At 68.4% G+C, this 10,723-nt stretch carries 11 protein-coding genes; 4 read left to right on the plus strand and 7 right to left on the minus strand.

Annotated elements, in window-relative coordinates; genetic code table 11:
* Nucleotides 1-206: 206 nt before the first annotated feature.
* From FOZ70_RS35745 to FOZ70_RS35755, 3 genes are all read right to left on the minus strand, one after another.
* Complete coding sequence (locus tag FOZ70_RS35745; RefSeq protein ID WP_219707774.1) at nucleotides 207-572, minus strand: type II toxin-antitoxin system VapC family toxin; 366 nt, start codon at nucleotides 570-572, stop codon at nucleotides 207-209.
* A complete protein-coding gene (locus FOZ70_RS35750; RefSeq protein ID WP_021160898.1) occupies nucleotides 566-784 on the minus strand; it encodes a hypothetical protein in 219 nt (72 codons plus the stop codon). Before FOZ70_RS35750 ends, FOZ70_RS35745 begins: the two co-directional genes overlap by 7 nt.
* Nucleotides 785-874: 90 nt before the next feature.
* On the minus strand, nucleotides 875-1,771 hold the full coding sequence (locus FOZ70_RS35755; protein WP_060219579.1) for a LysR substrate-binding domain-containing protein: 897 nt from the start codon (nucleotides 1,769-1,771) through the stop codon (nucleotides 875-877).
* 177 nt (nucleotides 1,772-1,948) lie between these two features.
* Between FOZ70_RS35755 and FOZ70_RS35760 the strand changes: the two genes are divergently transcribed.
* From FOZ70_RS35760 to FOZ70_RS35770, 3 genes are read left to right on the plus strand one after another with little or no spacing between them, the layout of a single operon-like run.
* Nucleotides 1,949-3,115, plus strand: a complete 1,167-nt coding sequence (locus FOZ70_RS35760) for a branched-chain amino acid ABC transporter substrate-binding protein (protein ID WP_219707775.1) — start codon at nucleotides 1,949-1,951, stop codon at nucleotides 3,113-3,115.
* Nucleotides 3,116-3,174: 59 nt separating this feature from the next.
* Entirely contained in the window at nucleotides 3,175-3,699 is a 525-nt protein-coding gene (locus FOZ70_RS35765; RefSeq protein WP_021160901.1) for an L-2-amino-thiazoline-4-carboxylic acid hydrolase, read from the plus strand.
* Nucleotides 3,692-4,957 (plus strand): Zn-dependent hydrolase, encoded by a 1,266-nt coding sequence (locus FOZ70_RS35770; protein WP_059857875.1) that lies wholly within the window; start codon nucleotides 3,692-3,694, stop codon nucleotides 4,955-4,957. The genes FOZ70_RS35765 and FOZ70_RS35770 overlap by 8 nt, the downstream gene beginning before the upstream one ends.
* A gap of 87 nt (nucleotides 4,958-5,044) precedes the next feature.
* Here FOZ70_RS35770 and FOZ70_RS35775 read toward each other — a convergent pair whose 3' ends face one another.
* Together FOZ70_RS35775 and FOZ70_RS35780 are read right to left on the minus strand one after the other, a co-directional pair.
* Entirely contained in the window at nucleotides 5,045-5,527 is a 483-nt protein-coding gene (locus FOZ70_RS35775; RefSeq protein ID WP_219707776.1) for a GNAT family N-acetyltransferase, read from the minus strand.
* Between the two features lie 29 nt (nucleotides 5,528-5,556).
* Nucleotides 5,557-6,393, minus strand: a complete 837-nt coding sequence (locus tag FOZ70_RS35780) for a cytochrome c (protein ID WP_219707777.1) — start codon at nucleotides 6,391-6,393, stop codon at nucleotides 5,557-5,559.
* Between the two features lie 258 nt (nucleotides 6,394-6,651).
* On the opposite strand from FOZ70_RS35780, the gene FOZ70_RS35785 reads away from it, so the two are divergent.
* The gene (locus FOZ70_RS35785) at nucleotides 6,652-7,494 is read left to right on the plus strand and encodes a DUF3626 domain-containing protein (RefSeq protein ID WP_219707778.1); all 843 of its coding nucleotides are present in this window, start codon (nucleotides 6,652-6,654) and stop codon (nucleotides 7,492-7,494) included.
* Nucleotides 7,495-7,540: 46 nt separating this feature from the next.
* On the opposite strand, the gene FOZ70_RS35790 is transcribed toward FOZ70_RS35785, so the two are convergent.
* Nucleotides 7,541-8,806, minus strand: coding sequence for a hypothetical protein (locus FOZ70_RS35790; RefSeq protein ID WP_219707779.1), 1,266 nt, complete (start codon nucleotides 8,804-8,806; stop codon nucleotides 7,541-7,543).
* Nucleotides 8,803-10,626, minus strand: a complete 1,824-nt coding sequence (glmS, locus tag FOZ70_RS35795; protein ID WP_048026033.1) for a glutamine--fructose-6-phosphate transaminase (isomerizing) — start codon at nucleotides 10,624-10,626, stop codon at nucleotides 8,803-8,805. The genes FOZ70_RS35790 and glmS overlap by 4 nt, the downstream gene beginning before the upstream one ends.
* Nucleotides 10,627-10,723 lie beyond the last annotated feature (97 nt).

Raw genomic sequence — 10,723 nt, forward strand, 5'->3', positions numbered from 1 at the left:
GGCTTGGGGGGGGCTTGTGGGGCGGTGGGCGGATAGCCGACGAATGCGGGTTGACAGCGGGGCAGTTTGGCGTGATGTGCCGGCGCGAGTGGCTGGCACATTGCGTGCGCAGGATGGTCGTCTCGCGCGTTCGTATCAGGTGCTGCGGGAGGGCCGAGTTCCGGCGCATACAACGGGCTCGGACTCGGAGGTGACTTGGCGCTGACTCAGAGCTTGTAGGGCACGCGAACGCCGGGTTCGGTGGCAGGGAAGTCCTTCGTGTTGCGCGACACGAGCAGTAGACCGTTCACTTGTGCCGATGCCCAGACGATTGCATCGGGAAGGCGTATGCGGCGTTCCTTGCGGATTGTCACGGCACGATTCGCAACCGGCCTGTCCAGTGCGATGACATCGAACGACGACAGCCACGCGCGGATGGGTGCCTCGTCCTGTGCGGACGTGCCGACCAGGACCTCCATCCACGAGATCGTGCTGATCGCCCGATAGTCGTAGCGGCCCAGTTCCGCACGAGCGGATTCCACGCCGCCCAGATAGTCGATCAGGATATTGGTATCGAAGAGAGCTTTTACCATTCCGAGCGCAGTTCTTCCTGATAGGTGAGCCCGTCGACCTTGCGATCTTTCCAGAGACCGAAGACGTCGTCGGCAAGCCGGTGCTTGTGCAAGGCAATATAGGCATCGATCGCGTCGCGGATGATTGCGGCGCGGGGACGATGTTGAGTCTCGACGATGACGGCCAACTCGTCGAGTTGGCCGTCCGACAGATCGACCAGAATTCGGCTCATGATAGCCTCCGATATATGATATGCATATCATATATACCAGATCTTTCGGCCGCAAGACGGTAGCAAGCGAATCGGCGCAGCGTACCCCGCTCACATCCCCGCCATCTTCCTCAACCACTCCGCCAGCCGCCGCGCCCCGTCCGGCATGTCCGCGTCCTCGCGCGTGCACAGGTAGTAGTCGCGCCCGTCGTCGAGCGCGTGATCGAACAGCTTCACGAGCTCGCCATTCGCCAGTTCGCGTTCGACCAGCGGTGCGCGCAGCAATGCCGCGCCGAGATCCGCGCGCGCGGCGCTCAGCGTCAACTGGCCGTCCTCGAACATCGGCCCCACCGCGTGCGACACATGTCGCACCCCGGCGCCCTGCAGCCAGTTGACCCACGTGCTGCGATCCTCGTCGTGCACGAGCGGCGCGCGCGAGAGATCGGCCGGCGTGCGGAACGGCCCGTGGCGCTTCAGGAACGACGGGCTGCACATTGGCACCATCGCGCCCGGCAGCAGGCGTTCGCAGCGATAGCCGGGCCAGTCGCCGGTGCCGAAGCGGATCGACAGGTCCGACGCATCGCTGCGGTAGTTGCGGTGATGCGCGTACAACACGGTGACGTCGACGTCCGTGTTGTCGGCCAGGAACGCATGCAGCCTCGGAATGAACCAGCCGATGCCGAGCAACGGAATCAGGCTGACGGTGATCTGCCGCAGCGACGAGCGGTCGCGCACGAAGCGCGTCGCGCTGCGCAGCACCGAGAACGCGGCGCTGATCGAGCGGTAGTAATCGCGGCCTTCGTCGGTGAGCGCGAGCAGCCGGCCCTCGCGCACCGTCAGCGGCGTCTGGATGAACGCTTCGAGCAGCTGCAGCTGATGGCTGACCGCCGACGGTGTGATGTCGAGCTCGCCCGCGGCTGCGGTCACCGACCCGAGGCGCGCGAAAGCTTCGAACGCACGCACCGCGCGCAGCGGTGGATCGTGCGGCAATTGTTCGATATTTTTCATGTGTCGAATTTTATCGAAAAATCAGGGTAAGCGACAAAACAAAAATATCCTGTATTTACAGTGATATAGGGTAATGTGTGGCCAGCGGTATAAGCATCCAACAATTGGGTATTTGGGGTTTGGGTGCTCAATATTTAATATTTTTCATGTTTTGATTCGATCCACCCATCCCCGCACATGAAAATCGCTTTCCTCCACGCCACCCTCGCATTCTCGGCGGCCGCCCTGGTCGCTTCCGTTCCCGCCTTCGCGCAATCCGCGCCGCAGACGGTCCTGATCGGTCTCGCCGCGCCGCTCACCGGCCCGTCCGCGCGGATCGGCAAGGACTTGCAGAACGGCGCGCAACTCGCGATCGACGATGCGAACGCGAAGCATCCGACCATCGGCGGCAAGCCGGTCGTCTACAAGCTCGTCGCGGCCGACGATCAATCGGATCCGCGCACGGCCGTCGCGGTCGCGCAGCAACTCGTCGACCAGCACGTGATCGGCGTCGTCGGCCACTGGAACACGGGCTGCAGCGTGCCGGCATCGCGCGTCTACCGCGATGCGGGCATCCCGCAGATCGCGCCGGCGTCCACCGGCCATCAGTACACGCAGCAGGGTTATGCGACGGCCTTCCGCATCATGGGTCACGACGATGCGGGCGGCAACTTCACGGGCGCGTATGCGGTGAAGACGCTGAAGGCGAAGCGTATCGCGGTGATCGACGATCGCACGTCGTTCGGCGCGGGGCTCGCCGACCAGTTCATCAAGGGCGTGCAGGCGAACGGCGGGGAGATCGTCGATCGCCAGTACGTGAACGACAAGACGACCGATTTCAGCGGTGTGCTGACCGCGATCAAGGGCAAGCGCGCGGATCTCGTGTTCTTCGGCGGCCTCGATGCACAAGCGGCGCCGATCGCGCGCCGGATGCGCCAGCTCGGCGTGAACGCGCCGCTGCTCGGCGCGGGCGGCTTCGTGAGCCAGACCTTCCTGTCGCTCGCGGGCAAGGACGGCGACGGCGTGACGGCGCTCGAACCGGGCCTGCCGCTCGACCGGATGCCGGGCGGCAAGGCATTCGACACGCAATACCAGGCGCGCTTCCGTGCGCCGATCGAACTGCATGCGCCGTTCGCGTACGACGCGGCGGCCACGCTGATCGCGGCCGCGCAGAAGGCCGGCGCGACGCAGCCGGCGAAGCTGGTCGCGGCGGTGCGTGCGATCGACCGGCCCGGCGTGACGGGGCGGATCGCGTTCGACGGCGAAGGCAACCTGAAGGACCCGGCCTTCACGATCTACCAGGTGCGCGGCGGCAAGTGGACCGTCGTCGACGTGCTCGGCGGCTCGCGCACCGCAACCAAGTAAGCGAAACGACACGGCGCGACACAGCGCAATACATCGATAAAACGACCCGGACGATCCCCATGACCGAAGCGACCCAGACATCCGCCGCCGCACCCGAGGACACACGCCTCGGGATCCTCGCGCGGCGCCGCATCGAAGCGGAAATCATCAAGCCGATCTACGAGATCATGAAGCGCGAGTTCGGCGCCGAGCGCGCGCAGGCCGTGATCGCGGAAGCCGTGCGCGGCGCGGCCGTCGACGCCGGCCGCACGTTCGCCGCGCAGGAGCCGGGCGGCACGAGCGTGAAGTCGTTCATCGCGCTGCAGGTGCTGTGGGAGAAGGACGATGCGCTCGACGTCGAGGTGCGGCGCGCGGACGACGCGCACTACGACTACGACGTGCATCGCTGCAGCTACGCGGAGATGTATCACGCGATGGGGCTCGGCGAGATCGGGCATCTGCTGAGCTGCGCGCGCGACAGCCATTTCATCCAGGGTTATGCGCCGGACATCGCGCTCACGCGCACGAGCACGATCATGCAGGGCGGCAAGCGCTGCGATTTCCGTTACGCACTGCAATCCGCGCCGGAGAACGGCGATGCGTGACGATCGCGGCAACGTGGATATCGTAAGCGCGCCGCGCGTCGACGGCGACCGCCTGTGGGCGTCGCTCGAACGGATGGCGCAGATCGGTGCGACGCCGAAGGGCGGCGTCTGCCGTCTTGCGCTGACCGACCTCGATCGCGAGTCGCGCGACTTGTTCGTGCAATGGGCGCAGGACGCCGGCTGCACGGTGCGCGTGGACCGGATGGGCAACGTGTTCGCACGCCGCCCGGGGCGCAATCCCGCCGCCGCGCCGGTCATGACGGGCTCGCACGCCGATTCGCAGCCGACGGGCGGCCGCTACGACGGCATCTACGGCGTGCTCGGCGGGCTCGAGGTCGTGCGCGCGCTGAACGACGCGGGCGTCGAGACCGAGCGCCCGATCGACGTCGTGATCTGGACCAACGAGGAAGGCTCGCGCTTCGCGCCGGCGATGGTGTCGGCCGGCGTGTTCTCGGGTGTCTATACGCTCGAATACGGGCTGTCGCGCACCGACGGCGCGGGCAGGACGATCGGCGAGGAACTGGCGCGGATCGGCTACGCGGGCACCGAGCCCGTCGGCGGTTATCCGGTGCACGCGGCGTATGAACTGCATATCGAGCAGGGCCCGATTCTCGAACGGGCCGGCAAGACGATCGGTGTCGTGACGGGCGGGCAGGGGCAGCGCTGGTACGAAGTGACGCTCACCGGCGTCGACGCGCACGCGGGCACGACGCCGATGGAGGTCCGCCGTGATGCGCTGGTCGGCGCCGCGCGGATGATCGCGTTCATCGAGGTGCTCGGCCGTCGTTACGCGCCGGACGCACGCGCGACGGTCGGGATGATCGAGGCGCGGCCGAACTCGCGCAACACGGTGCCGGGCGGCTGCTTCTTCACGGTCGAGTTTCGTCATCCGGACGATGCGGTGCTCGACGAACTGGACGCCGCGCTGCGCGCCGAACTGGCGCGTGTGGCCGATGAAACGGGCCTCGGTGCGCAGATCGAGCAGATTTTCACGTATGCGCCGATCCCGTTCGCGCCGCGCTGCATCGACGCGGTGCGTGACGCGGCACGCTCGCTCGGGCTGTCGCACCTGGACATCGTGTCCGGCGCGGGTCATGACGCATGTTATGTCGCGCGCGTTGCGCCGACCGGGATGATCTTTGTGCCGTGCGTCGACGGGTTGAGCCACAACGAGGCCGAAGCGATTACGCCCGAGTGGGCGGCGGCGGGGGCGGATGTGCTGTTGCGGGCGGTGTTGCGGAGCGCGCAAGAGGCCTGAGCCCCAGCGTGACGGCAGCGGCCCGGCGGCACGGTGTGCGCCGGGCCGTGCCGGTTTCGGCCTGGCGCCGCGAACGCGAAATTCGCGTCAGGCCACTGGCGAATGCCGATCGATGTATCGGCGCATCACGTAAAACGCCGTATCGGTGCGCCCCGGCATCGTCACCATCTCACCATCGGACGCGAACCCGAGCTTTTCATAGAACCGGTACGCCACTTCGCGTGCCGTACACCACACGAGCGCGGCCCCGTGCGCTTGCGCATGCCGCACGCATACCTGCACCAGCACGCGCCCGAAGCCCATGCCGCGAACGGCAGGGTCGACGGCCATCCCGCGAAGCCGCCACGCGGGCCGTGCCGGATCGTCGTCGCGCAACTCCTCGCAGAGCGACGCGACCGCCACGATGTTCGACTGGCCGTCGCGCACGCCGACATGCAGCGTCGTCGGCGCACGGTCGCCAGCCAGTTCGCAGGCGTTCAGGTCGCCGTTCAGCAGGATCGCCGCCCGGAGCGGGTGCGTCTGCGCGGCGTCGATCGATGCGATGGTGAACAGCGGGTCGCCTGAAGTCATCAACGTTCCTCGTGCAATCGGGCCGCGCGTTATCGAGCGGCCTTGCGCCGCGCCATATACGCGAGATACGCGACGATCTGGTCGAGTTCCCGGTCGCTCAACTGGTCGGGCGGAAACGCCGGCATGACGCGGCCCGGCCAGTCGCGCACCGATGCCGGGTTGCGGATGTAGCGGCGCAGCGCGGCCGGCTGGAAGTAGTCGACCGGGTTCATCGGCGTGTTCAGGTCGGGGCCGGCATGGCTGCTGCCCGCGCCGTCGAGCCGGTGGCACGCGAGGCATTGCGTGACGAACAGGTGCTGCCCCGCGCGGGCCGGGTCGTCGGCAGGCAACGCGGCATCCACGGCAAGCGACGGCCAGCGCGCGAGCGGCGACGATTCGATCGTGACGCGCACGATCTGGTACGGCCACTGCTCGCCGCGCACCGACGCGGCGTCCGGCCCGAGCCACACCAGATAGAACGGCCCCGCGCTGACCTGCTTGCCGGGCAGCTTCGGCCACGGATGGGCCGGGTCCTCGATCGCGAGCCACGGAATGGCGCCGGCCGGCGCACGGCGGCGCACGAGGTCCAGCGGCAGTTGCGCGGCGAAGCCGTCGGCGGCGCGCGTTTCGAGCACGCCGTCGGCGGGCAGCGGCGTGTCGCCGAGCAGCGCGGCAAACGGCACCGCGCGGAATGTCATCGGCCGGCCGTACGCGATGTCGCGCGGCACACGGATGTCCGTCGCGTCGGGGCGTGCGAGCAGCGTCTGCCGGGTGAGGGGGCGGGCCGTGCCGTCGGTGTCGAGTTCGAGCGTGGACTGGGCCGACGCGCGTTGTCCGAACAGGCAAACCGTCAGCAGCACGAGCGAAAACCACTGGCGCTTCAGCATTCGTTCTCCGGGAAGGGGCGTTCCGGCGGCGGCAGGAGGCGGGCGCCGCGGCCGATGGAAGGAATCGGGCGACAGTCTATCCGGTACGCGCGGCGCTGGCGACTGCGGCGCGGGGCGGGTGACCGGTTCCGCGCGACGGTGTATCGTGCTTCGTCACGCACCGGGTGCGGCCGGCCGCACCCGACGTCAGGCCGCGGGCCCGAGGATACCGTCGGCGCCGCGCGGCCGGGCGGCATTCAACGAGACCGGACAACACGCATGGACTCCCCGGCAGAGCGGGCGCTTGCCCATATCCGACGATCGTGGCCGCCGGCGCGGCAAGGCCAGGCATTTCCCGTCACGCTCAATTTTCATCCGGACATGCCGTCCGACGGTATGGGCACGCTCGAGCGGATCGTCCTCGATGGCATCTACCGGTCCCAGTTCGAGACGGCGACGAGCAACGGCGGCCTCACCGCGTATCCCGGCGGCGATCGCTGGCTGTGGGAAAGCCGGATGTTCGGGCAGGCGTACGATGCCGCCGACCCCGCGCTGCGGCCGAAGTACGGCGCGCTGAACCATCTGGGCGATCCCGTCGGCGGGTCGCGCCGCTTCGGGTCCTGTCATTTGCGCCTGCATGGCGACGCGCATCGGCGCACGACCTTCTGTTACCCCGACAGCCATTACCGGCCCGAGCATTTCGCGATTCACGACTGCACGGCGCTGATCGCGCTCGCAGCCGAAAACCGCGCCGGCCTCGATCCGCTGCTCGACAACTACATCGAGGCGCAGGTGCATGGCGTGGTCAGTCTGGACGACGATGTCGACGCGATCGTGCTCGATCCGAGCTATCGCGATACGCCGGTCGAGGCCGCGGCGACGCGGTCGGGCTGCCGGATCGAGTGGCACGACGGCTTCCGGCTGTCGCTCGACCGGCTGGCCGAGTGCGCGCAATTCCGCGGGCAGGCGGCCGCCGACGCGATCGAACGCATCGCCGTCGACCGCATCGTGACGCCGGCCGTGCTCGGCCGCGCGCGCGACGGCACACTCGACTATCAGACGGCCAAATGGGTGTGGCATTGCGTGGCGCGGTTTGGACTGGCGCGCGAAAACGCGGACTGACCGCACTCATCCGGCATGCGCCGCGCGACACTTGCGCGTCGTCGCTTCAATGACTCGAACAAGGCACTGCGCTTTTCGGCATCGGCGTGTCGTGCGCCGGCTCGAAATCGGCTTCGCGCGTGCCCGACGGCGTCAGCGACACGAAATGCATCGCGTTGCCGCGCGCCGGGAAACCGGCGATGCCCGTCGTGCCCCACGGAATCGGCGAACGCTGCACGCCGCCGACCGCGATGTCCGCCGGCCCGAGCGCCAGCGTCAGCAGCCGCCCGTCGCGGATCGGCACGTACGCATGCGTGCCGGACACCCCGATGCCCGATTCGCGCACCGACGCCGGCAGGCAGTCGAGCGTCGCCGTGCGGCGGCCGTCCGGCGCGATCAGCATCGCGATGCCGCGATCGTCCGCCGTCGTCGTGACGACGATGAAGCGGTCGATCTCCGGCACATACGCCGACGCGTAAACGTAGTACTGGATCGCGTCGTTCAGCGTTCCCAGCTTGTCCAGCTTCGCGGTGACCGGGTCGAACATCGCGTATTCGAGCGTCGCGTCCGTGCTGCCTTCGATGAACTTCTGCCACACGAGCAGCGCGGCATGCGGCGAGCCCGCGACCATGGGCCACCACTCACGGCGGTGCGGCGCGACCGCGACGTGGTTCAGCACGCGCCCGGCCGCGTCGTAGGTCTTCACGTAGACGCCGTTGCCGGTGCCGAGGTTGTCGACGCCGCCGCCGTCGATCCAGTCGGCGGAATAGAACACGACGAAGCGGTCGGCAGCCGTGGCGACGTGCCCCGAGTGGCCGCCCGATTCGACGTCGTTCGGGTAGGGCTTGACCGGTTTCAGGTCGCGGCGGTAAACGCCGTAGCGCTGGCTGACTTCCTGCGGCGCGTTCCAGCCGTCCTCGAACGTGACGAAGATGTCGCCGCGCGCGTTCTGCGCGATCGACACCGGTTCCTGCGCCTCGGGGCGGCTGATGAACGTATGGACGTGCAGCAGGTGCGACCCGCCGGGCAGCCATTCTCCGACGTACACGTCATGCGGCCAGTTGCCGTTGCGCATCGCGCCGCGCGGCACGATGCCCGAGCTGCTGAAGAACACCCAGCGCTTGCCGCTGCCGGCGTCGGCCACGCCGATGCCGTGCATGAAGCTGCGCGGATCGGCGGCCGGGTGGGGGGCCGGGGCGGCCGGCACGGCGACCGTATGCACGGCCGGCGTGGCGGCGACGGCCGGCGGCGCCGTGACGATGCCGCATGCGCCGCACAGCGCGGCCGCGACGCACCGCGCGACCGCCTGCGCCGGGCGCGCTCGCCACCTCATTCGACGGTCACCGATTTCGCGAGGTTGCGCGGCTTGTCGACGTCGGCGCCGCGCGCGCAGCCGACGTGATACGCGAGCAGTTGCAGCGGGATCACGTTGACGATCGGCGACAGCAGGTCGCTCGATTCGCGCACGCGGATCAGGTGCGTGTCGCGGTCGGCGTCGATGTCGAGTGCGCTGCCCGCCAGCACGTAGAGCCGCCCGCCGCGCGCGCGCACCTCGGCCATGTTGGACTTCAGCTTCTGGAACAGGCGGTCGTCCGGCGCGATCGTGACGACCGGCATCGCGCTCGTGACGAGCGCGAGCGGGCCGTGCTTCAGTTCGCCGGCCGCGTAGCCTTCGGCGTGGATGTACGACACCTCCTTGAGCTTCAGTGCGCCTTCCAGCGCGATCGGAAAATGAATGCCGCGCCCGAGGAACAGCGCGTTTTCGGTACGCGCGAACTTCGCGGCCCAGCCCATGATCTGCGTTTCGAGCGCGAGCGCGTGGCCGATGCGCTCGGGCAGCGCACGCAACTGCTTCAGGTGCAGCGCGACCTGCGCCGCGTCGAGCCGGCCGCGCAGCTGCGCGAGCGTCAGCGTCAGCACGAACAGCGCGACGAGCTGCGTCGTGAACGCCTTGGTCGACGCGACGCCGAGCTCGATGCCGGCCCGTGTCAGGAACCGCAGCGGCGCGTTGCGCGCGATCGTGCTGGTCGCCACGTTGCAGATCGCCATCGACAGTTCCTGGCCCATGTCGCGCGCCCGCTCGATCGCGCCGATCGTGTCGGCGGTTTCGCCCGATTGCGAAATGCCGACGACGAGCGTGCGCGGATCGGCCACCGTGTCGCGGTAACGGAACTCGCTGGCGATCTCGACCTGGGCAGGCACGCCCGCGATCGACTCGAGCCAGTATTTTGCGGTCAGGCCCGCGTAGTAGCTGGTGCCGCAGCCGAGCAGCAGCACGCTCCTGACTCTCGACAGTCGCGCGCGCGCGTCGTCGGTCGTGTCGAACAGCGCCGGCGAGATCGTGTCGATGCCGTCGAGCGTGTTGTCGATCGCCTTCGGCTGCTCGAAGATCTCCTTCTGCATGAAGTGCTGGTACGGGCCGAGCGCGGCGTCGCCTTCGCGCGCCTTCACCTGGCACAGTGGGCGCTGGGCATCGTGTCCGCCCGAGTCGACCACGGCGATGCGCTCCGGCGTGATCAGCGCGACGTCGCCGTCCTCCAGGTAAACGAAGCGGTCGGTCAGGTCGCCGAGCGCCGCGCAATCCGATGCGAGGTAGTTCTGTTCGGCCCCGATGCCGATCACGAGCGGCGAGCCCGCGCGCGCGGCGACGAGGCGCTGCGGCTCGCGCGCGCTGAGCACGGCGATCGCGTATGCGCCGTGCAGCCGCTTCACCGCGCGCACGACCGCGTCGAACAGGTCGTCGCGATAGAGGCTGTGGATCAGGTGCGCGATCACCTCGGTGTCGGTCTGGCCGCGAAACGTGTAGCCGCGCTCGCGCAGCTCCGCGCGCAGCGCGTCGTGGTTCTCGATGATGCCGTTGTGCACGACCGCGATCGTGTCGCCGGACATGATCGGATGCGCGTTCATTTCCGACGGTGCGCCGTGTGTCGCCCAGCGCGTATGCGCGATGCAGGTTTGCGCCTCGAGGCCCAGCGTCAGCACGCGGGCCTGCAGGTCGGTCACGCGCCGCAGCGTGCGCTCGCTGCGCAGGCGGCCGTCGTCCTGCACGGCGATGCCGCACGAATCGTAGCCGCGATACTCGAGCCGGCTCAGCGCATTGACCAGTTGCGGCACCTGATTGTTCAGGCCGCTTGCTCCGACGATTCCGCACATGATTCACCTCGTCCGCAAAAACTGCAAAAGGTTGCCGGCCTGCCGGCACAGCGCGGCAGTGCGGCTTCAGGAGTGGCGCCGCGCGGCACCGATGCGG

It is taken from the genome of Burkholderia sp. COPS, from assembly GCF_019425585.1.
GTDB classification, from domain to species: domain Bacteria; phylum Pseudomonadota; class Gammaproteobacteria; order Burkholderiales; family Burkholderiaceae; genus Burkholderia; species Burkholderia cepacia.

What these genes read in the sequence shown, in the direction of transcription:
- glmS (WP_048026033.1), bottom strand. Translation starts at nt 10,626, where the DNA reads ATGTGCGGAATCGTCGGAGCAAGCGGCCTGAACAATCAGGTGCCGCAA.
- FOZ70_RS35775 (WP_219707776.1), bottom strand. Translation starts at nt 5,527, where the DNA reads ATGACTTCAGGCGACCCGCTGTTCACCATCGCATCGATCGACGCCGCG.
- FOZ70_RS35760 (WP_219707775.1), top strand. Translation starts at nt 1,949, where the DNA reads ATGAAAATCGCTTTCCTCCACGCCACCCTCGCATTCTCGGCGGCCGCC.
- FOZ70_RS35780 (WP_219707777.1), bottom strand. Translation starts at nt 6,393, where the DNA reads ATGCTGAAGCGCCAGTGGTTTTCGCTCGTGCTGCTGACGGTTTGCCTG.
- FOZ70_RS35765 (WP_021160901.1), top strand. Translation starts at nt 3,175, where the DNA reads ATGACCGAAGCGACCCAGACATCCGCCGCCGCACCCGAGGACACACGC.
- FOZ70_RS35745 (WP_219707774.1), bottom strand. Translation starts at nt 572, where the DNA reads ATGGTAAAAGCTCTCTTCGATACCAATATCCTGATCGACTATCTGGGC.
- FOZ70_RS35750 (WP_021160898.1), bottom strand. Translation starts at nt 784, where the DNA reads ATGAGCCGAATTCTGGTCGATCTGTCGGACGGCCAACTCGACGAGTTG.
- FOZ70_RS35770 (WP_059857875.1), top strand. Translation starts at nt 3,692, where the DNA reads ATGCGTGACGATCGCGGCAACGTGGATATCGTAAGCGCGCCGCGCGTC.
- FOZ70_RS35785 (WP_219707778.1), top strand. Translation starts at nt 6,652, where the DNA reads ATGGACTCCCCGGCAGAGCGGGCGCTTGCCCATATCCGACGATCGTGG.
- FOZ70_RS35790 (WP_219707779.1), bottom strand. Translation starts at nt 8,806, where the DNA reads ATGAGGTGGCGAGCGCGCCCGGCGCAGGCGGTCGCGCGGTGCGTCGCG.
- FOZ70_RS35755 (WP_060219579.1), bottom strand. Translation starts at nt 1,771, where the DNA reads ATGAAAAATATCGAACAATTGCCGCACGATCCACCGCTGCGCGCGGTG.